The following is a 21,547-nucleotide window of genomic DNA, read 5'->3' on the forward strand; positions in this document are numbered from 1 at the left end:
ATGCCGCAAAGCTACGAACCGGCCATCAACCGCCAGTCCCGCTCCTTTCCCTACGAACTGCGTTCCTTCCCTTCACGGTTGGTTGGAGGGAAGGTCCCTGCGGAGCTGGCGAAGTGGATGCAGGCCGTCACCTTGGGGTTCCATGGCGATACGCTCGGCGACGCGGAGATTGAACTGTACGCCACGTCCGCGGAGGTTGACGGGCAGGTGGTCACCGGCGCGTACCTCATTGACGCCAACGCTCCGGCGGGGGCCTGGGGACCGGCGTATCCGGTGGCGACCTACGCCTACCACCGCAAGAGCCTGAACGTCGGGGCGGGGACGCTGCTGCCGGTTCACCAGATCACCGGCGTGACAGTTCGGCCCAGCCACCGCCGTCGCGGCCTGCTGCGGGCCATGATGGGCTCCGACCTGGCCCAGGCCAAAGCAGCCGGCATCCCCATCGCCGCGCTCACGGCGTCGGAAGCGACCATCTACGGCCGCTTCGGCTTTGGCGTCGCCACGGACAACAGCACCATTGAAGTCACCGTCAAGGGCGGGCTCGATTTCATTGTGCCGGCTGCCGTGCATCGGGGTGTTGTGGAAATTGCGGACGTCAGCACGGTGCGGGACCTGCACAATGAGATCTTTGCCCGCGTCCACGCCACCACTTACGGCTCTATTGGCCGTCAGGACATGTACAGGCTTTCGGCCTCCGGAGAGGCCAACTACGGGCTGGCCAAGCCCATGAAGAACATCCGAGCGGCGCTGCACTACGATGACGCGGGCACCGTCAACGGCTATGTGACGTACCGTCCACGACGTGACAAGAAGCGCCCCAGCGTGGAAATTATCGACTTCCTGGCCGTCGACGATGCTGCGTACCTGGCGCTGTGGAACTACCTTGGCTCGCTGGACTTGATCGACGTCATCACGTGGGACTCCGCTCCCGTGGTGGACCCGCTCGAGTGGGCCATGGCCGCCAAGCGGCTCTATAAGCGCACCCTGACCGAGGACCACCTGTGGCTGCGCATCCTGGACACTCCCGGAGCCTTGGCGGCCCGTGAGTACCCGGTGGACGGCACCCTGACCATCCACGTGGGCGATCCCCTCGGCCACGCCTCGGGCATCTTCCGGATCACGGTGGTTCACGGCAAGGCCACTGTCACGCGCTGCCCGGAAGACGGCTCCGTTGAATCCGAGCTCAGCATGGGTGTCAGCGAACTCTCCAGCCTGTACTTGGGCGGGGTCAGTGCACACACGCTCCAAAAGGCAGGCCGGATCCGCGAGGAAAGCCCCCGCGCTGTTGCACGGTTCGACGCCATGTTTGCCGCAGCCGAGGCGCCACACTGCATGACGGACTTCTAAAAGTCGGTTCCGCGCACAAACGCACCTTTCCTACTTATCCGGTGACTGCCACCCCCGCATAAGCAGCAAAGGTGCGTTTATGATCCACGGAGTCCCGTTTCCGGCCTCAAGCTCGGCGGCGGCTATTCCTCCACAGCGGTGTGCCTTCATCGTGTTGTCCACATCACCCCATAAGACTGCCTCGAACACCTGCGCCCGGGGTCACGATGGAATATGGACAAGAGCAAACTTCAGGCAACACTTTCAAGCCATTGGCCTGCCACCGCCGTCAGCGGCGTCGCCACAAGTGCCATGCTGGAGGCCCACGGACTCGGCGGGAGGCTGGTAGCGAGCGCAGTGGAACTGGGGCTGTTGCAACGCCTGCAGCGCGGTGCGTACATCAGGGCCATCGAGTGGAACGCCGCTGCGCCGTGGGACAAGGAATACCTCCGGTTGATGGCCCATGTTCTCGCGTCGAACTGCCAGGGTGTGTATTCGCACTCCAGTGCCGCACGGATCCACGGGCTCAGCACGTGGGGATGCGGGGCCGCCGTACATGTGAGCTTTGCGTACTCCCCGGCCAGTTCCGGCCGTGGCCGCAACGTCGTCCCACACAAGCAGGCGTTCTCACCACAGGCGATGACTCTGGTGCGGATCGGCCCGCTGCGCATTCCCGTCACCTCCGTGGAACGGACCATTTTGGACTGTTCCAGGCAATTCACCCTGGAACAGGCGGTTGTCATCGGAGACCATGGCCTCCGCAATGGCGCATCACTGCCAGCACTCAAGCAGCAATTGGCGGCAAGCCCCATAAAACGCGGCGCTGCCAGGGCCCGCCGTGCCCTGGACTTCCTTGACGTGAACAGTGAATCCGTGGGGGAGTCTCGAACCAGGGTGTTCTTGGCACGCACGGTTCTGCCCCTGCCGGAACTGCAAGTGCCGGTTTCAACTCGCCAGGGCGAGTACCGCGTTGACTTCGCGTGGCGTCGCTACAAGCTGATCCTTGAATTTGACGGCTGGGGAAAATACTTCAACTATCGGCCCACTCCGGAGGCGCTGGTCAATGAGCGGCAACGGGAGAAGGACCTCATGGAGCTGGGGTGGCAGTTCATTCGGATTGGCTGGGCTGATTTCAGCGATCCGGTGGCTCTCGAAGCCCGCATCCGTGCCGCTCTGGTGCGTGCCGGAGCAGTATTGCCGGCGGCAAGGACGCGGATATTTACCTGAACGCACCTTGTCTGCACATCAGTGGCGCGGAAACGACGCATAAGCGGGCAAGGTGCGTCCTTAAGGAAAGGGTGCGTTCAGGCTGAACGTGTCCAGGCGCCGCGGCAGCACAGCCACAATGTAGCGGTCGCAGCGCTGGAATTGACCAGCAACAGCGATATGAGCACGAGGAGTTGAATGAGTCCGGCGTCCAACGGTGTGGCTCCTCCGAGAATCATGCCGACAAAGGCGCCGGGCAACGTGACGAGCCCAGCCGTCCGGGTTTGATCGATGGATGGAAGGACAGCCTCGCCCGCCACGGGTTGGCCCACCAGCATGCGCGCTTCCCGCCACTCCATACCGAGTGCCACGGCCGCTTCCACTTCACCTTTGCGCAATTCCAGTTCGTCACGCACCCGCCGGCCGCTGAGTGTGACGGTGGACATGGCGCCGCCGATCTGCTGGCCCAGGATCGCGATGATGGCCAGTGCCTGAAACGGCAGCACGCCGACGGCAAACAGGAGCACTGCCGGCGGAACGACCCCGGCCGCCAGGGGTACGGCAGCCAGCCACCAGCGCCCACGCGGCGCAACACGGTGCCCGCAGGTCCAGACGGCAACGAGAAACATCACGGCCACAAAGGTAAATGCCCACGCCCCGCTGTTGGACAGCAGTGCAATGACAACGGCGACGGCGGAAAGCTGGACAAAGGCACGCAGTCCCGCTACCAGCATCTGCCACGGGGAACGGTCCAGGGCCGTGCGCCACATGACGGCCGCCAGGACCAGGAAAACCGCAAGCAAAACCCATGCAGGCGTGCCCAGAACCAGAAGGGTTGTATTATCCACAAACGCAATTATCGCCGTCGAACGCGGTTTTGCGCTCCATGTCCCAAACAACTAGACTAAATGGGTATGTCATGGGTCGTTTCGACTGGCACAACCAGTCACAGGCCGCCTAGGACATACGAGTATGATCCGCAGGAACCCCTGCAACCATAATAATTCCGGACCCGGTTACGGCAAAGGCGCGGTTTTTTGCGTCCATTGCCCGGGTTTGGCGAAACCAACTATCCACATCGGAGCCCCTACTACATGACCATCACGACCCCCGAGAAGACGAGTACCACGCCTGTTGTTGCTATCAACGACATCGGTACTGCTGAAGAATTCCTCGCCGCAGTAGATGCAACCATCAAGTACTTCAACGACGGCGATCTCGTCGAAGGTATTGTTGTCAAGGTTGACCGCGACGAAGTTCTGCTCGACATCGGTTACAAGACCGAAGGTGTCATCCCCTCCCGCGAGCTGTCCATCAAGCACGACGTTGATCCCGGTGACGTAGTCTCCGTTGGCGATCAGGTCGAAGCTTTGGTTCTCACGAAGGAAGACAAAGAAGGCCGCCTCATCCTCTCCAAGAAGCGCGCTCAGTACGAGCGTGCCTGGGGCGACATCGAGAAGGTCAAGGAAGAAGACGGCGTCGTTACCGGTACCGTCATCGAAGTGGTCAAGGGTGGACTTATCCTCGACATCGGCCTGCGCGGCTTCCTGCCCGCATCGCTGGTCGAGATGCGCCGTGTGCGCGACTTGGCTCCCTACATCGGTCAGCAGATCGAAGCCAAAATCATCGAGCTGGACAAGAACCGCAACAATGTTGTTCTGTCCCGCCGTGCCTGGCTCGAGCAGACCCAGTCCGAGGTTCGCTCCACGTTCCTCAACAAGCTGGAAAAGGGTCAGGTTCGTCCCGGCGTTGTGTCCTCCATCGTCAACTTCGGTGCATTCGTGGACCTTGGCGGCGTAGACGGCCTCGTGCACGTTTCCGAGCTGTCCTGGAAGCACATCGACCACCCGTCCGAGGTTGTCGAAGTCGGCCAGGAAGTCACCGTCGAGGTTCTCGAAGTGGATCTGGACCGCGAGCGTGTATCGCTCTCGCTCAAGGCTACGCAGGAAGATCCGTGGCAGACCTTCGCCCGCACACACGCGCTGGGCCAGGTTGTCCCCGGTAAGGTCACCAAGCTGGTTCCCTTCGGTGCGTTCGTTCGCGTTGAAGACGGCATTGAAGGCCTCGTCCACATCTCCGAGCTGGCTGTCCGCCACGTTGAGCTGGCCGAGCAGGTTGTCTCCGTTGGTGACGAACTGTTCGTCAAGGTCATCGACATCGACCTGGAACGCCGCCGCATCTCGCTGTCCCTCAAGCAGGCCAACGAAGGTGTCGACGTCGACTCCACCGAGTTCGATCCCGCACTGTACGGCATGGTTGCCGAGTACGACGAAGAGGGCAACTACAAGTACCCTGAGGGCTTCGATTCCGAGTCCAACGAGTGGCTTGAAGGATACGAGAGCCAGCGCGCCGTGTGGGAACAGCAGTACGCTGATGCCCAGACCCGCTGGGAATCACACAAGAAGCAGGTTGCCGAGCACGCCGCAGAAGATGCAGCTGCCGACAACGCCGGTGAAGGTGGCGAGTCCGCAGGGGCCAGCTACTCCTCCGAGCCTGCTGCAACCGAGTCAGGTGCCGGCACGTTGGCATCCGACGAGGCACTTGCTGCCTTGCGCGAAAAGTTGACCGGAAACTAATTTCGGCTAGTCACCTTCCTGCATGAAATTGTAGGGAGTTGAACAGAGTGTGGGTCCCTTGCCAATGGCAGGGGACCCACACTTGTTAATCCATACTTTTTAGCCCTTTTAGTCCATGCCCGAGCGACTTTGTCAGAGGCTTTGACTATGCTCAAAACTAGACACTCTACACAGGGGGAAGCAGCGTATGTCAGCTCAGAACGCGGCCGGATCAAAGAGCGGGCCCGTCCCGTACACGCCGCCGGAAGATTTCATTCCCGCAGGCTACTTCAGTCCTCCAACCCCACCACCCTCAGTAGATGAGCCACGTCCTTATCGGCCGCAGGCCCAACCCGTCCAGCCGGTGCAACGGGAAGACCGGGGCGTCCAATCACCACCTCGAGCCGATCAGGCTGTGCCGTCATTCAATCCTGCACCCCGGATGGACCAACCAGCAGGACTGCTGACGTCCACCCGTCGTTTCTTCAAGCACTACGCCACATTCAGCGGGCGTTCCAGCCGCAGCGACTTTTGGTGGGTGCAGCTATTTATGGTGCTGGTTTCCACAGCGGCCATCATCTTCGTGTCGGTCACCTCGGATCTAGGCGCCCTGGCCATTCTGAGCGGTCTCGTGGGACTGGGCTATTTCCTGTTTCTCGCGGGCACCCTGCTGCCATCCTTGGCGCTGGTGGTTCGCAGGCTTCATGACGCCAACCTCAGTGCCGGTCTTCTGGCACTCGCTCTTATTCCCTATGTTGGCGCGTTGATCATCTTCATTTTGCTGTTGCTGCCGAGCAGCCCGCGGGGTGTTCGTTTCGACAGGCAGCAGCAGTTTACCCACAACACCTACCAGCCCAGCACCGCTTACCGGCAAGGACTGCAGCAGCGCCGCCGTTAACGCCCAAGTGAGAGCGGACGGTCTACCCAATCTGTGCCTACTTCCAAGAGCTGGCACCGCCCGGCTGTGTAAGATGCAAGCCGCTCCCGAGCCGTGACGATCACTAGAGGATCATCGGCCATGGCCAGTCCAACGTGAGTGTGAACGGCGTCGTAGTCGTTGCCTGTCATGGCATAGCCCACGCTGCGCAGCTCATTCTCAAGCCGGCCCGCCTCCGCATGTGGCACCTGCACCTGAAAGAGTCGCAGCCGTTCCCGGTGCACCAATGGCGCGAGAGCCACTGCAGTGCTGACCGATTCGGAATATGCCCGCACCAATCCGCCGGCCCCCAGCAGTATCCCGCCAAAATAGCGGACGACGACGGCGCACACGTCACTGAGGTCGGCGATGGCTGTGCTGCCCGCATCGGTGAGGGACGCAGCGCGTGTTTCGCGTTTTACGAGCGCGTCAAGCATGGGGATTCCAGCCGTTCCGGAGGGTTCGCCGTCGTCGTTGGAGCGTTGCAGTGAACGGTTTGCGCCAATCACGAACGCTGAACAGTGGTGCCTGGCATCGTGAAATTCGCGCCGCAGTTCAGCCACAAGCTCCCGCGCCTGCGCTTCGTCTTCAACTCGGCGCAGCACAGTGATGAAGCGGGACCGCTTGACGGCAAGCTCGTGCCGATGGTCGGGGCCGGGTGCCAGGGTCGTGTAGCTGGTGGGGCCCGGCGCTGCACTTGTTGAGGTCATCATCGTAGCCTATCGAAGGCGGTGGACGCCTCTCATTCCTTGGGACAGGCATTGGTGGGATGATGGGGGAATTGACGGAACTTCAACGTCCGTCATGAGGGTGGTCATTATGTTGCGGCTCTGTTTTTTGGGGGAGCAGCGTGTCATTGAGCACGGAGCGGCGGAATCGACGTCGCTGGTGGTGGGACGCGCCCTGGAACTTTTGGCATTTTTGGTGGTCAACTCAGGTGTGCCGCAAGAACGTGAACGCCTGGCCGGGCTGTTGTGGCCGGAGTCAACGGAGCAACAGTCCCGGACCAACCTGCGGCGCGAACTCCACGGACTGCGCCAAATTCCGGGACTGGGCGGGCACATCGAATCGTTGGGAACGGCACTTCTCTGGCGTGACGGGCCCGGCACCGCATCGGATGTCGGGGCTTTTCAACGCAACAGCAAGGAAGCGCTCCGGCTGGCGGGCACGGGGGATGAGAGCGGACTTGTGCAATTTGGCCAGGCAGCGATCGACGCCTATGCCGGTGAACTCCTGCCGGGCCTGTATGGCGAATGGGTCCTGGCCGAACGCGAAATCCTGCAGCGGAAATGCGTCGAGGTGTGCGACAAAGTGGCGGCAGCTGCATCGCTTGGCCAGCCCCGCCTAGCGGTGGCCGCGGTGCAACAACGGATCCAACTGGCCCCGGTTGAGGAGGCCGGCTACCAGAAGTTGATGGAACTTCAGGTGGCCGCCGGCGACACAGCTGCCGCCGTCCGCAGCTACCACCGCTGTGCTGCCGTGCTGGAAAGCGAACTCGGTCTGGAGCCAAGCCGGCGCACACGGGAAATGGCGCGTGAACTCCTTGGTTCCCCAGCCCCCCTCGGCATGACCCGAGGCCGCTCAACGATGGCCAGTGGGCCCGCCCCTGCAGCAGGACCTCCCGTGGGCAGGGAACCGGAGGAAACTTTTTTACAGGAGCGTTGGATCGGGGCCGTCGCGGGAAACCCGGGAGTGCTGGTGCTCAAGAGCGACGCCGGAATCGGCAAAACCCGATTGCTGCTCTCGCTGCTGGACAGGGCCCGACAGGCAGGGGCAGCCACTGCCTACGGACGCTGTTTTGCCGGAGGCGGCCGGACGGCGCTGGCTCCCGTGGCGCAATGGCTGGCGGCCGCAGGGCTTCATGCCGTGGGCCGGGAAATGGACGGGACCGGTTCCGGGGACGGGGGAACACCGTCGAGCAATGAGGCCGTGCGCATGCTTCCGGAGGCCTTGGCCCCCTGGAACGGCCCCGGTGCTGCCTTGGTGGATGCCTGGCAGCGCAGGGCCTACTATGAACGCCTGGCCGGGTTGGTGCTGGCGCCTGCCCGGCCCGTGCTGCTGGTCCTTGACGACCTGCAATGGTGTGATGCCGAAACCCTTGAATTCTTGGCTGTGCTCCTTTCCATGGCACCGTTCGCCCCTGTGTTGATCGCTGCAACGGCCCGCACCAACGAACTCGCCGCAAACGTCCCGATTCTAGCGTCCCTGCAGGCCCTGCGCACGGGAGGATGGATCCAGGAGCTGGACCTGGCACCCTTGGACGCGGCCAGCAGCGCAGCACTGGCCGCGGCGGAGTTGGGGAAGGTGCTGTCGGATGACGATGCAGCATTGCTTCATGCGGCAACCGGCGGGTTTCCCCTGCACATTGTCGAAGCTGCACGCGCCATGCGGCGCAGCTCCGGCGGGCAGCTTGTGCTGACAGAGGTGCTGCAGGATTCCGGTGATGGCAGCGGCGTACTGCTCCGCCGCTTTGAACAGTGCTCGGCACAGGCGCGGGATGCCGCAACGCTGGCTGCAGCCGTGGGGCGGGAGTTCAGCCTTGTCTTGCTGGCACGGGCCTGGACGGGGGACGAGGCGTCCCTCGTCCAAGCTGTGGATGAGTTGTGGCGCCGGCGTATTCTGCGTGAACAAAGGGGCGGCTACGATTTCACGCACGACCTACTCCGGCAATGCGCCTATGAGCTTTCCACCCCGCCGCAGCGGTGGCTGCTGCACAGGCGCCTTGCCCAAGCCATGGAGGCCGAACACCGCGGCGTCGGCGGTGTTGTTGCCGCTGATCTTGCCGAACAATACCGGCTGGCCGGCGAGCCGTGCCGGGCCATGGGCTACTTCGTGCAAGCCGGCGACGCGGCGACGCGCATCTTTGCCAGTGCCCAGGCCTTGGCCGACTACCAGCAGGGCCTTGACCTGTTGGCCGGCTCCCCGGGGCGGGGCGACACGAAGAAATCCGAGCTGGCGATCCTGCTGCGGATGCCTCCGTCATTGACTGCGCTGCATGGCTACTCCTCGGCACAGCTACAAGCCACCCTGGAGCGGATACTCGCCCTGGCCGGGGACCTTGGCAGTGCCCAGGCCCAGGCTTCAGCCCTCATGGGCCTCTTTGCGGCAACCTTTGTCCAGGGTAAAACGGTGCAGTCCCATGCACTGGCATCGCGGGCGTTGGACTTGGCACGCAGACTGCCTGAACTTCTGGGACAGGCCAGCTTTGCCGTGGGCGGTGCTGAAACCAGCTTGGGCCGTTCCCCCGAGGCCATTGCCCACTTCGACAGGGCGTGCGTGCTGGCCTCCACCACTCACTCCTACATTCTGGGCACCCGTGTCGGGGTGCACGCGCGGGCATGGTCGTCGCACGCCCACTGGCTCTCGGGCGATGAAGACGGCGCCCTGGCGCTGTCCGCCGAGGCCGTCGAGCGGGCCGCCTTCGCCAGCCACCCGTACAGCCTGGCCGTGGCGCTAGGCTATCGAGGGGTCCTGCTGCAGTTGCGGCTGGACTGCGATGCAAACGGTGTCGGGCGGGACGAACTGGCCTCAGTGGCCGTCGAGCTGGAAACACTGTGCACCCGCTACAAATTTGCCTACTACGGCCAGTGGGGCGCCATCCTGCGTGGTTGGCTCACGGGAGCGGAAAAGGGCAGCGCGATCATCGGCGCCGCCATCAAGGAACTGCGGGCGGCACGGGCCCTTGCCAGAATGCCATATTGGCAGTGCCTGCTGGCACAGGCCCAGCAGGAATGCGGGAAGACCCGCGAAGCACGGGCCGTGCTGGCGGCCGCCGAGTCGTTCGCCCAGCAAAATGACGATGTGTGGTGGCTGCCCGAGGTCCTGCGCCAACGGGCACTTTTAGCGGACCCTGCAGCCGCACAACTCCTCTTGGGCAGGGCGCAGAAACTGGCCGATGAGCAGCACAACCCCACGCTCTCCAACCGCGTTCGCGCAACCCGGCAGGCGGGGAACGCCGGGCGAACGCGGCCGTCATAGCGTGGTGGCATGACGGCGGCACCCAGCCCGCCACTTGGCAAGGAGCAGGACAATGACTGAATTACAGGAACAGGACACACTGACGGCAGGCAGGGCGTCGGTGTTGGCTGATTTGGCAGCGGCGCTGCGAGGTGATCTCATCACGGCAGCCGACGAAGGATACGACGGCGCCCGGGCCGTCTACAACGCCATGATCGACAAGCGTCCCCTGGCGGTCGCCCGCTGCGCCAACGCCGCCGACGTCGTGGCGTGCGTCCGGTGTGCTGTTGACAACGGGATCGAACTGGCAGTCCGCGGCGGCGGACACAACGCCGGTGGGCTCGGCGTGTGGGACGGGGCGCTGGTGGTGGACCTTTCCGCCATGCGCAGCACCACGGTTGATCCAGCGGCCCGCCGGGTGCGGGTCGACGGCGGGTGCACGTGGGCGGACGTGGATGCCGCCACTGTCCCCTTCGGCATGGCGACGCCGTCGGGCTTTCTGGCCTCCACGGGCGTTGGCGGGCTCGCCCTCGGAGGTGGTGTCGGCTACCTCTCGCGACGCTACGGCCTGACCGTGGACAGCCTGCTCAGCGCCGACGTGGTGCTGGCCGATGGCAGCCTCGTCACGGCCGACGCAGACCACTACAGCGACCTGTTCTGGGCGTTGCGCGGCGGCGGCGGAAACTTCGGCGTCGTCGTGTCGTTTACCTTTGCCTGCCACGATGTCGGCGAGGACGGGACAGTGGTGGCTGGGCCGGTCCTATACTCCCTGGAGGATGCGCCGGAGGTCATGCGCTGGTACCGGGAACTGTTGCCTTCGCTTCCCGAGGAACTCAGCGGGTGGCTCGGGGTAATCACAATCCCGCCAGCCCCGCCCTTTCCAGAGAAATTGTGGGGCGCCAAATCCTGTGTCATTGTGTGGTGCTACACGGGCCCGGCCGCAGCGGCAGACGCCGTTACGGCGCCCATCCGCGAGTTCGGCTCACCCCTGGTTGTTGGGCTGGCGCCCATGCTGTTCTCGGCCTTGCAGTCGGCATTCGACGGCCTCTACCCGTCCGGCCTGCAATGGTTTTGGAAAGCGGACATGTTCACCGAAATAAGTGACGTGGCCATCGACGTGCATGCCAAGTTCGCCGCGCGGTTGCCCACGGGACACTCCGCGATGCACTTGTACCCGGTCGACGGGGCAGCGGCCCGGGTCGACGCCGGGGCCACCGCGTTCCCCCACCGCCAGGGTGGATGGGCCGGCGTCATTGTTGGCGTCGACCCGGACCCCGCGAACGCAGCTGTCATAACAAAATGGGCCCGCAGCTACTGGAAGGAGCTGCACCCCACCTCGGCGGGCGGCGTCTACGTGAATTTCCTCGGCCTGGAGGACAGGGACAGGGCACACGGCGCCTACGGCGGCAACTACGGGCGGCTCTCACGGATCAAGGCCCACTACGACCCGCACAATGTGTTCCACATCAACCAGAACATTCCCCCGGCAAGCTGACCTGCTTCTTTCTCCGTGCTGCCGGCTGGGAACTGCTGGCCGGAGGATGCTGGCTAGGATGGGTGGATGCTCTCACTTGGACTCTCCGGCGGTATTGCTGCTGGGAAATCGCTCCTTTCATCCCGCTTCCGCGAATTGGGAGCCATCGTCATCGACGCCGACCAGCTGGCACGGGATGTGGTGGCACCGGGCACTGCCGGGCTGGCCGCCGTCGTGCATCATTTTGGGGAAGGCGTGCTGCTCGACGACGGCACCCTCAACCGGGCAGCCCTTGGTTCACGAGTGTTCGCGGACAAGGACGAGCTGGCGGTCCTGAACGGCATTGTGCATCCGCTGGTGCGCGAGGCTGCTGAGGCGATCAAGCGCGACGCCGGGCCCGGCACCGTGGTGGTTCAGGATATTCCGCTGTTGGTGGAGACGGGCCAGGGTGCCAATTTCCACCTGGTGGTTGTGGTGTCCGCCCCCGAAGGTGTGCGCCTTGAACGCATGGTTAGTGAGCGCGGCATGTCCGCCGAAGATGCCTTGGCCCGCATGGCGGCGCAGGCAGATGACGCACAGCGAGAAGCCGCTGCGGACATTGTGCTCACCAACACCGGAGATCCGGAAGCGGTGATTGCACGGCTTGATTCCCTGTGGCATGAGCGGCTGTTGCCCTTTGCCGCCAACTTGGCCGCGGGCGTCCCAGCGCTGCGCGGCGTTCCGGTTGACATCGTTGAGGCAGATCCCAGCTGGCCGGCCCAAGCAGCGCGCATCATGGCCAGACTTGCCAGAGCGGCAGGGGAGCTGGCCGTTGGCATCGACCACATCGGTTCGACAGCCGTACCCGGCCTGGCGTCCAAAGACGCCCTTGACATACAGATTCGAGTCCGCGACTGCGCGGATGCAGACGTGCTGGCCGGAGCGCTGGCCAGCGCCGGGTTCCCGGCTCAAGCCGGGCAGTGGTGGGACAACGGACATGACTTTGCCGGCGGGCATGCGGGGGAGCGGTGGGAGAAGAGGTTTCACGCTGCTGCCGATCCTGGACGCCCCGTGAACCTCCATCTGCGCGTAGACGGGTCCCCGGGCGCAGTCTTTGCTTTGGCGTTCAGGGACTGGCTTCGTGCAGAAGCCGGCCCACGGCTGCAGTATGAGGCTTTTAAGCGGGAGCTGGCGTCCAAACACGCAACCGATGACTCCGGCAGATGCTACGCCGAGGCTAAGGAATGGTGGTTTGCCAATGCGAGCCCGAAGCTCTCGGAGTGGTCAGGCAGGGCCGGCTACTAGTTTGGGAACCAAAGTGGCTCCCTCCCCGTACGGGAAGGAGCCACTTTGGCGCGGTGCCAAGTCCTCCTGCGGGCAGAGACTCAGTACGAGTTGACTTCGAAGCTGCCGCTGTTGATAGCCGCGATAATGATGATGACGTAAATCACAAAGAAAATAGCGCCCAGAATGGTGAAGATCCAGCCGAGGATCACACCCACGTTGGCGGGTGTGTTGTTGGTGAAGCCGGCCGCTGCGGACTTCTTCTTGGCAATGATCGAGACGATCAAACCGGCCAAGGAGAAAACAAAGCAGAGTACCAAGCCGATGATGCCCAAGGTCTTGCCCGGATCCTCAGGCTGCATGCCGTATCCGGGCTGGCCGTAAGCCTGCGGCGCCTGCGAATAGCCTTGGCCCTGCTGGCCGTACTGGCCCTGTTGGCTCTGCTGGCCCTGCTGGCCGTACTGGCCCTGTTGGCTCTGCTGGCCGTAGGGGTTCTCGGGGTTCTGCGTCATGTTTTCCTCTCAAGGGAAGTTGCTTGCCTAGATCGTGATGATTTCCTGTTCCATGCTTTCATGTCATGGCTCAAATGACCTGTACGTGACATGGGGAGTCCTACCCATCGGGTCACGGTGTGGCGCCGACGGTTCGGGGTGTTCGGCTGCGACACATCAGGGGTAGCGTTAACCCCATGAGTCTTGCGCAAGAGATCAACCGTGTTGTGGCACCCTTTGAAGTCATCAGTGAGTTCCAGCCTGCTGGCGACCAGCCGGCGGCGATCAAGGAACTGACGGAACGCATTAATAATGGGGAGAAGGACGTGGTGCTGCTGGGCGCCACCGGAACTGGAAAGTCGGCCACCACGGCGTGGCTGATTGAACAAGTCCAGCGGCCCACGCTGGTGCTGGTGCAAAACAAGACGCTGGCGGCCCAGCTGGCCAATGAATTCAGGGAATTGCTGCCCAACAACGCCGTTGAATATTTTGTCTCGTACTACGACTACTACCAGCCTGAAGCGTATGTGCCGCAGTCGGACACGTTCATTGAAAAAGACTCCTCCGTCAACGAGGAAGTGGAACGCCTGCGGCACTCGGCCACCAACGCGCTGCTGACCCGCCGAGATGTGATCGTCGTGGCCACCGTGTCCTGCATCTACGGTCTGGGTACCCCCGAAGAGTACGTGGCCGGAATGGTCACGCTCAAGCGGGGCGATACCATGAACCGCGACGATCTGCTGCGCAAATTCGTCAGCATGCAATACACCCGCAATGACATCGACTTCCACAGGGGAACCTTCCGCGTACGTGGTGACACGGTGGAGATCATCCCGATGTATGAGGAACAGGCCATCAGGGTTGAGTTCTTTGGCGATGAGGTGGAAAACATCTACACCTTGCATCCGCTGACGGGGGACATCATCCGGGAAGAGAACGAGATGTACGTCTTCCCGGCGTCGCACTACGTGGCAGGGCCTGAACGGATGGCCCGGGCGGTAAAGCAGATCGAGGATGAACTGGCTGCGCGCATCAAAGAATTGGAAAGCCAAAACAAGCTCCTGGAGGCCCAGCGGCTGCGCATGCGCACCACCTATGACCTGGAAATGATGGAGCAGATGGGGTTCTGCAACGGCATTGAGAACTACTCGCGGCACATTGACGGCCGCGGGAAGGGCACTGCCCCGCACTGTCTCCTTGACTATTTCCCGGACGACTTCCTTCTGGTCATTGATGAATCCCATGTGACGGTGCCGCAGATCGGCGCCATGTACGAGGGTGACATGTCCCGCAAGCGCACGCTCGTGGACCACGGGTTCCGCTTGCCCTCGGCCATGGATAACCGGCCGCTGAAGTGGGACGAATTCCTGGAGCGTGTCGGCCAGACGGTCTACCTCTCCGCCACGCCGGGCAAGTACGAGCTGGGTGTCTCGGACGGGTACGTCCAGCAGGTGATCCGACCCACCGGGCTCATCGACCCGGAGATCATTGTTAAGCCTTCCCAAGACCAGATCAACGACCTGCTCGGGGAAATCCGCAAGCGCACGGCGAAAAACGAACGCGTGCTGGTGACCACTCTGACGAAGCGGATGTCGGAAGACCTGACCGACTACCTGCTGGGCAACGGCATTAAAGTCCAGTATTTGCACTCCGATGTGGACACCCTGCGGCGCGTGGAACTGCTGCGCGAACTGCGCATGGGCGTCTTTGACGTGCTGGTGGGCATCAACCTGCTCCGCGAAGGCCTCGACCTACCGGAAGTTTCACTGGTCAGCATCCTCGACGCGGACAAGGAAGGGTTCCTGCGCTCCTCAACGTCACTGATCCAGACCATCGGCCGTGCCGCCCGCAACGTGTCGGGGCAGGTGCACATGTACGCCGACAGGATCACCGCCTCCATGCAGTTTGCCATCGATGAGACGAACCGGCGCCGGGAAATCCAGGTGAGCTACAACAAAAAGCACGGCATTGACCCGCAGCCGCTGCGCAAGCGCATTGCCGACATCACCGACCAGCTGGCACGAGAGGACGCCGACACCGCTGCATTGCTGGAAGAAGCCAGGCTCAAGCGGGACGGCAAGGGAAAGGGCGGCAAGGGTGCCAAGGATGCGGCCGTGTCACGGCCGGCCAAGGAACTGGTGGCCCTCATCGAGGAGCTCACCGCACAAATGCACGGTGCCGCCGGGGACCTCCACTTCGAACTGGCAGCACGGCTGCGCGACGAAGTGAGGGACCTGAAGAAGGAGCTCCGACAAATGCGCGAAGCCGGCCACGCCTGACAAACGGCCGCAGTCCCCCCGCTCCAATAGCTCTCAGGAGGTGAGGCCCGGCTACGCCTCTTGACCGGGGCTGCGCACCAGTTGCAGCAGGCGTGCGAAGATGCCTTCGCCGTCGTCGGCAATGCCGTCGTGGTGGAAGCCGGCCGTCTCCCACACCTGCAGGCCGTTGACGCCCGCGGCCGTGGCCAGGGAGATGTCCCTGTCCACGTAGATGTCATTCGTGTATACAGCTGCTGCCGCTGGCACCTGGTTGCGCCCCAACTGCTGCGCATCGTAGAGCGCACCCCAACCGGCAGTTCGCGTGGCCAGCACGTCGGCCAGCTCCCGTAGCGGCACTAGCGCCGGATCCTGCTCGAAGTACCACGGGTATACCATTTCACCCGTCAGGAGAGGTTCGACGGCGTCCGGGCGGAAATCGGGGTGGTTGGCGAGCACGCGTTCGGCCGCCCAGTTGCTCGCTTCACCTTGCACGTAGATTGACTCGTGCATGAGAGCATAGAGCGGGTTGGCTGCGCGGCTGACTTGCGCCGCAACAGCTGCCAGGAAGGAGTCCGAGAGCCGGGCGCCGTCGGGCGTGTCAATGAACGCGTCCTCGAAGACAAAGTGCAGGGCGTCGAAACGGGTGTTTCCACCGAGGAAGTTGCCCAGCATCTGCACCCGCTCAGGGGTCAGCCGTTCGCCCGTCGGCAGCAGCTCGGAGACGTCGGCCACGTGCGCCAGGATGCGGGCAAGGACAACGCGGTCCTGTGGGTACTTGGCAAAATATTCGGCATTGCGCGGGAGCAACCGGGCAAAAGTGGCTTCGTACACCTCGTCTGCAGGCCCCGACAGCGGCCCCAGGCCGCCGGTGAACAGGGCCTCCCGCACACCCTCGGGAGCGAAGGACAAGTAGGTCAAGGCGCAAAATCCGCCATAGCTTTGGCCGAAAATGCTCCACGGACCCGAGCCCAGCTCTGCGCGGATCAGTTCGGCGTCGGCCACGATGTCGGTGGCCCGGAAATGGGAAAGATAGTCTGCCTGCGCGGCGACATCTCCCTGCACCGGCAGGCTCTGCCGGTTCGCGGCGGTGGAAAGTCCCGTGCCGCGTTGATCCAGCATCAGGATGCGGAAGTGCTTGGTGGCCTCGGCCAGCCAGCCGTTCAAGCCCGTGGGACGGTTGCCCTTGCCACCGGGACCGCCCTGCAGGAACAGCAGCCAGGGCAGCTCGGAGGCGTTGAGCTGTGCGTCGCTGAGCTCCCGTGCAAAGAGCGTAATGGCCTTCCCCTCGGGATTCGCGTGGTCCAGGGGAGCCTGAAAATAGTGGTCTTGGACCCGCAGTCCGCGGATGGTATAGGGTTCAGTGGTGCTCATGCGTGGGCGTCCACGGCCGCTGGTGCACCGAAGGCTCCCAGCTCCGGGCCGTCCAGGCGGAACACGTGCCAGCCGTCCATGGGTCCGGCGCCGAGCGAACCATAGAAGTTGATGGAGGGCTCGTTCCAGTCAAGGACGCTCCACTCCACCCGGGCGTAGCCACGTTCCACGGCGATGCGCGCCAGTTCACGAAGTAGCGCCTTGCCGTGCCCGCCGCCGCGCGACTCGGGCCGAACGTACAGGTCCTCAAGGTAGATCCCGTGCGTGCCCTCCCAGGTGGAGTAGTTCAGGAACCACAACGCAAAACCCACGATGGGTTCGCCATCAACCGAGGAGTCCACCACGTGGGCGTATATCTGCGGGTTGGGGCCGAAAAGGTTGGCGTGCAGCTGCTCAGCCGTGTTCTTGACGGCGTCGGGCTCCTTCTCATAAACAGCCAGGTCGTGGATCATGCCAAGAATGGCGGGGACATCGGTGGGCACGGCGGTGCGAAGCAAACTCATGGTTCGAGTTTATCGCGCCCCGCTGTGCCACCGAAGTCGGTTACATGCGGCTGAAGTCCATGAAGCGCACGACGGCGGCACCCGCCTCGTTCGACGCCTCAAGATCCACGGTGGCCGTCATGGACCAGTCGTGGTTGCCTGCCGGGTCGGCGATGGTCTGGCGCACAGTCCACGTATCGGCCGAGGGGGTGATATGCAGCAGCGCCGGTCCGCGGGCAGCAGGGCCGGACTCTATGAACTCGTGCTCGTCCCAATAGTCGTCCAGGGCGTCGGCCCAGCGATCGGCATCCCAGCCGTGGTCGCCGTCGAGCGCGCCCAGTGCCGCGTAGTCGTCGTCGGCTGCCAACTCCACGCGGCGGAACATCTCGTTGCGGACCATGACCCGAAACGCCCGGGAGTTGTCGGTGAGTTTGGGCGGGGCCGGGGGGAGCGACGTCTCCTCGACGAGATCGGCGGGGTCGCCGGACGTCATTTTCTCCCACTCGTCCAACAGGCTGGAGTCCACCTGGCGCACCAGCTCGCCCAGCCAGGAAATGATGTCCTCCAGGTCCTCGCGGAGTGCATCCTGGGGCACCGTCTGGCGGAGCGCCTTGTACGCGTCGGTCAGGTAGCGCAGCACAATGCCCTCGGAACGGGCCAGCGAGTAGTACTGCACGTACTCGCCGAAGTTCATGGCGCGCTCATACATGTCGCGGATGATCGACTTGGGGCTCAGCTCGAAGTCGCCCATCCAGGGGGAGGCCCGGCGGTACACCTCGAAGGCCTCAAAGAGCATGTCCGCCAACGGCATCGGGTACGTGACCTCGTCGAGGATGGCCATGCGCTCGTCATACTCGATGCCCTCGCTCTTCATGGCCGCCACCTTCTCGGTGCGTTCACGCTTGAGCTGGGCGGACAGGATCTGCCGCGGCTTTTCCAACGTCGATTCAATGACGGAGATGACATCCAGGGCATAGCTGGGCGACTCAGGGTCTAACAGGTCAAGTGCGGCCAGCGCGAAGGGGGAGAGCGGCTGGTTGAGCGCGAAGTTCATCTGAAGATGCACTGTCAGGCGCACCGTGCGGCCGTCTGACTCCAACTCCTCCTCGGGAATGCGCTCCACCACGCCGGCGCCGAGCAGTTCGCGGTACATGCCCAGGGCCTTGCGCATGAGGACCCGCTGCTTCGACGGCGATTCGTGGTTCTCCGTCAACAGCTCCTTCGCTGCCTGGAACGGGTCCCCAGGGCGTTCCAGCAGGTTCAATAGCATGGCGTGGGTGACGGTGAAGCTGGACGTCAGTGGCTCCGGCACGGATTCGGTCAGGCGCTTGAACGTTGGTTCGCCCCAACTGACAAAGCCGCTGATGGGCTTCTTCTTTACCACTTGGCGCAGCTTCTTCGCATCGTCACCAAATTTGGCGACGGCTTTGGCCATGGCCTTCGTGTTTTCAATGACGTGGTCCGGGGCCTGCACAATCACTGTGCCGGCCGTGTCATAGCCGGCCCGACCGGCACGGCCGGCAATCTGTTGAAACTCACGCACCTGCAAAACGCGAGTCTTCACGCCGTCGTACTTGCTCAAAGCCGTCATGAGCACGGTGCGGATGGGTACGTTGATGCCCACGCCGAGCGTGTCCGTGCCGCAGATGACCTTCAGCAGGCCGGCCTGGGCAAGCTGCTCAACGAGACGGCGGTACTTGGGCAGCATTCCGGCGTGGTGAACGCCAATGCCGTGGCGCACCAGCCGGTTCAGGGTCTTGCCGAAACCGGCGGAGAAGCGGAACCCGGCAATGAGTTCGCCAATTTTGTCCTTCTCCTCCCGGGTGCACACATTGATGCTCATGAGCGTCTGGGCGCGGTCAATGGCCTCGGCCTGGCTGAAGTGCACCACGTAGACGGGCACCTGCTTGGTCGCGAGCAACTCTTCGAGGGACTCGTGCACGCCGGTCTGCACATAGTAGTAATGCAGCGGGATCGGACGCTCACTGGAGGAAACAGTGGTGGTATCCCGGTTTGTCAGCTCGGTCAGTTCGCGTTCAAAGCGGCTGACGTCGCCCAGTGTGGCGCTCATGAGCAGGAACTGCGACTGTGGTAGCTCCAGCAGCGGCAACTGCCAGGCCCACCCGCGCTGCGGGTCGGAGTAGTAGTGGAACTCGTCCATGATGACAACGCCGACGTCCGCGTCTTCGCCTTCGCGCAGGGCGATGTTGGCAAGGATCTCCGCAGTGCAGCAAATGATGGGCGCATCCTGGTTGACGGAGGAGTCGCCGGTGATCATGCCGACGTTTTCCGCACCGAATATTTCGCACAGTGCAAAGAACTTCTCTGACACCAGCGCCTTGATGGGTGCCGTGTAGTAGCTGGCCGCGCCCCTGGCCATGGCGTTGAAGTGCGCGGCGATGGCCACCAAGGACTTGCCGGAACCCGTGGGCGTGGACAGGATCACATTGTTGCCGCTGACCAGCTCCAGTGCCGCTTCCTCCTGGGCCGGGTACAGCTCCAGGCCCCTATCCAGGGTCCACTCCAAAAACGCGTCCAAAACGTCGTCGTCGGAGGAGGTTTGGGTATCAAGGGTGGCAAGCTGTTCAAGAAGATTCATGGTCCTCCCAGCTTAGGCGGAAAGGGCTGTGGCAGGATAACGCCATGGGTGAAAAAGCATTTCTCTGGGAACCGCACAGATACCTGCAGTTCAACGATTTTCGCCAACGGCCGTTCTTTGACTTGACGGCCCGGATCGGGGCCTCCGCCCCTGCCCGGGTGGTGGATCTTGGCTGTGGACCGGGCAATCTCACCGCCACGCTGGCCCGGCGCTGGCCGGGGGCGCAGGTGGTGGGGCTGGACAGCTCGGCGGCCATGGTCGCCGCCGCCCGGGAAGCGTACCGCCCGCACGACCCGCAAGAAGCGCACCGCCCGCACGACTCGTCTGGCTTTGATGCTCCGGGCCTCAGTTTCGCTGTGGCGGACATCACCGACTGGCATCCTGCGGGGGACACGTTCGGCCCCGCTCCGGACGAACGTGGCCCGGAGAGCCCCGCTCCCGACGTCGTCGTGTCCAATGCGGCACTCCAATGGGTCCGCAGGCACCGCACCCTGATGTCTGGCTGGTTGGAGGAGCTGCGCCCCGGAGCGTGGCTGGGCGTGCAGGTGCCCGGGAACTTCAACTCCCCCTCCCACGTGATCATGCGCGAACTGGCAGCAAGTGGCCGGTGGCGCAAACAGCTCGACGGCGTGCTGCGCCACAGGGATGCGGTGGGGGAGCCAGCCGAGTATCAGGAGCTGTTCCTGCGGGCTGGCGTGCAGGCGGAAGTGTGGGAAACCACCTACCTGCACCTGCTGCAGGGCCAGGACCCCGTGCTTGACTGGGTGCGTGGCACCGGTCTACGCCCTGTTCTGGCAGCGTTGGGGCCGGACGAGAGCGAACACTTTGAGAAGGAGTATGCAACCCTGCTCGCGCAGGCGTATCCACCGGGTGGGCATGGCACAGTATTTCCATTTAGGCGCATTTTCATGGTGGGAGAGAAGCAATGACTGAACTTCAGGAGTTTCCGCAGGACTGGCAGCGTGCGCTGGTGATCGTGGCACATCCCGACGACCCCGAATACGGGCAGGGGGCCGCAGTCGCCGAATGGATTGCGCAAGGGAAGGAGGTGCACTATTTGCTTGCAACCCATGGTGAGGCCGGCATTGCCGGACTGGTACCGGAGCTTTCCGGGCCGCTTCGTGCCGTGGAACAGCGGCGGGCGTGCAACCAGGTGGGTGTCAACGAGCTGACCATGCTCCACTATCCCGATGGAAGGATTCAGGAAGGGCCTGGGCTGCGGCTGGATTTTGCCCGGCATATTCGTCGCGTCAAGCCGGAGCTGGTATTGACCCTCAACCACCGGGACCAGTGGGGGCCGGGGCGTTGGAACAGCGCCGACCACCGGGCAGTGGGACGCACCGTCCTCGATGCCGCCTCCGACGCCGACAACGACTGGATCTTCCCAGAACTGCTGGAGGAAGGACTGCGCCGGCACAAGGTGCGGTGGGTTGCCATCAGCTCGCCGCAGCCGACGCACGCCCAAACCGTCAGCAGCGCCAGTATTGAAAAGGCGGTGGCCTCCCTCGCCGAACACAAGGAATACCTTCGGGCACTCAGTGACGAAGCCGTAGAAATTCAGGCCCGCAGGCAGATCGAAATGGTCACGGAAGGTGGTGCAGTGGCGTTTGAACTCTACGGCTGAAGCGGCCTAGCGGCGGCTCTGTTCC

General features: G+C 63.3%; 16 protein-coding genes. 10 read left to right on the plus strand and 6 right to left on the minus strand.

Annotated features, from left to right (window positions below; translation table 11 throughout):
• Both JMA46_RS05675 and JMA46_RS05680 read left to right on the plus strand, forming a co-directional pair.
• On the plus strand, positions 1–1,347 hold the full coding sequence (locus JMA46_RS05675; protein WP_207344354.1) for a GNAT family N-acetyltransferase: 1,347 nt from the start codon (positions 1–3) through the stop codon (positions 1,345–1,347).
• A 213-nt stretch (positions 1,348–1,560) separates the two neighbouring features.
• Entirely contained in the window at positions 1,561–2,553 is a 993-nt protein-coding gene (locus tag JMA46_RS05680) for a hypothetical protein (protein WP_207344355.1), read from the plus strand.
• A gap of 77 nt (positions 2,554–2,630) precedes the next feature.
• Here the strand turns inward: JMA46_RS05680 and JMA46_RS05685 are convergent, their stop codons facing one another.
• Positions 2,631–3,380 carry an ABC transporter permease gene (locus JMA46_RS05685; protein WP_207344356.1) on the minus strand — a complete coding sequence of 250 codons (750 nt, stop codon included), beginning with the start codon at positions 3,378–3,380 and terminating at the stop codon, positions 2,631–2,633.
• A gap of 246 nt (positions 3,381–3,626) precedes the next feature.
• On the opposite strand from JMA46_RS05685, the gene rpsA reads away from it, so the two are divergent.
• Together rpsA and JMA46_RS05695 are read left to right on the plus strand one after the other, a co-directional pair.
• Positions 3,627–5,108, plus strand: coding sequence for a 30S ribosomal protein S1 (gene rpsA, locus JMA46_RS05690; protein ID WP_207344357.1), 1,482 nt, complete (start codon positions 3,627–3,629; stop codon positions 5,106–5,108).
• Between the two features lie 421 nt (positions 5,109–5,529).
• Positions 5,530–5,985: a DUF805 domain-containing protein gene (locus JMA46_RS05695; protein ID WP_207344358.1), complete on the plus strand. Its 456-nt coding sequence runs from the start codon at positions 5,530–5,532 to the stop codon at positions 5,983–5,985.
• On the opposite strand, the gene JMA46_RS05700 is transcribed toward JMA46_RS05695, so the two are convergent.
• The gene (locus JMA46_RS05700) at positions 5,982–6,713 is read right to left on the minus strand and encodes a YigZ family protein (protein ID WP_207344359.1); all 732 of its coding nucleotides are present in this window, start codon (positions 6,711–6,713) and stop codon (positions 5,982–5,984) included. The genes JMA46_RS05695 and JMA46_RS05700 overlap by 4 nt on opposite strands.
• 94 nt (positions 6,714–6,807) lie before the next feature.
• Here JMA46_RS05700 and JMA46_RS05705 point away from each other — a divergent pair, with 94 nt between their 5' ends.
• From JMA46_RS05705 to coaE, 3 genes are all read left to right on the plus strand, one after another.
• Positions 6,808–9,981: an AAA family ATPase gene (locus JMA46_RS05705; protein WP_207344360.1), complete on the plus strand. Its 3,174-nt coding sequence runs from the start codon at positions 6,808–6,810 to the stop codon at positions 9,979–9,981.
• 52 nt (positions 9,982–10,033) lie between these two features.
• A complete protein-coding gene (locus tag JMA46_RS05710) occupies positions 10,034–11,455 on the plus strand; it encodes an FAD-binding oxidoreductase (RefSeq protein WP_207344361.1) in 1,422 nt (473 codons plus the stop codon).
• Positions 11,456–11,521: 66 nt separating this feature from the next.
• Positions 11,522–12,718 (plus strand): dephospho-CoA kinase, encoded by a 1,197-nt coding sequence (coaE, locus tag JMA46_RS05715; protein ID WP_207344362.1) that lies wholly within the window; start codon positions 11,522–11,524, stop codon positions 12,716–12,718.
• Between the two features lie 80 nt (positions 12,719–12,798).
• Here the strand turns inward: coaE and JMA46_RS05720 are convergent, their stop codons facing one another.
• Complete coding sequence (locus JMA46_RS05720; protein ID WP_207344363.1) at positions 12,799–13,209, minus strand: DUF4190 domain-containing protein; 411 nt, start codon at positions 13,207–13,209, stop codon at positions 12,799–12,801.
• 176 nt (positions 13,210–13,385) lie between these two features.
• On the opposite strand from JMA46_RS05720, the gene uvrB reads away from it, so the two are divergent.
• The gene (gene uvrB / locus JMA46_RS05725) at positions 13,386–15,467 is read left to right on the plus strand and encodes an excinuclease ABC subunit UvrB (protein ID WP_207344364.1); all 2,082 of its coding nucleotides are present in this window, start codon (positions 13,386–13,388) and stop codon (positions 15,465–15,467) included.
• A gap of 51 nt (positions 15,468–15,518) precedes the next feature.
• Here uvrB and JMA46_RS05730 read toward each other — a convergent pair whose 3' ends face one another.
• The 3 genes from JMA46_RS05730 to JMA46_RS05740 are packed head-to-tail and all read right to left on the minus strand — an operon-like array spanning position 15,519 to position 19,898.
• Positions 15,519–16,817, minus strand: coding sequence for an alpha/beta fold hydrolase (locus JMA46_RS05730; RefSeq protein ID WP_207344365.1), 1,299 nt, complete (start codon positions 16,815–16,817; stop codon positions 15,519–15,521).
• Positions 16,814–17,320: a GNAT family N-acetyltransferase gene (locus tag JMA46_RS05735; protein ID WP_207344366.1), complete on the minus strand. Its 507-nt coding sequence runs from the start codon at positions 17,318–17,320 to the stop codon at positions 16,814–16,816. The genes JMA46_RS05730 and JMA46_RS05735 overlap by 4 nt, the downstream gene beginning before the upstream one ends.
• A 40-nt stretch (positions 17,321–17,360) precedes the next feature.
• Positions 17,361–19,898: a DEAD/DEAH box helicase gene (locus tag JMA46_RS05740; protein WP_207344367.1), complete on the minus strand. Its 2,538-nt coding sequence runs from the start codon at positions 19,896–19,898 to the stop codon at positions 17,361–17,363.
• 44 nt (positions 19,899–19,942) lie between these two features.
• Between JMA46_RS05740 and JMA46_RS05745 the strand changes: the two genes are divergently transcribed.
• Entirely contained in the window at positions 19,943–20,827 is an 885-nt protein-coding gene (locus tag JMA46_RS05745) for a trans-aconitate 2-methyltransferase (RefSeq protein ID WP_207344368.1), read from the plus strand.
• Entirely contained in the window at positions 20,824–21,522 is a 699-nt protein-coding gene (locus JMA46_RS05750; RefSeq protein ID WP_207344369.1) for a PIG-L deacetylase family protein, read from the plus strand. Before JMA46_RS05745 ends, JMA46_RS05750 begins: the two co-directional genes overlap by 4 nt.
• Positions 21,523–21,547: the final 25 nt, after the last annotated feature.

Origin of the sequence: Arthrobacter sp. E3, from assembly GCF_017353415.1 — a bacterium.
Taxonomy (GTDB): domain Bacteria; phylum Actinomycetota; class Actinomycetes; order Actinomycetales; family Micrococcaceae; genus Specibacter.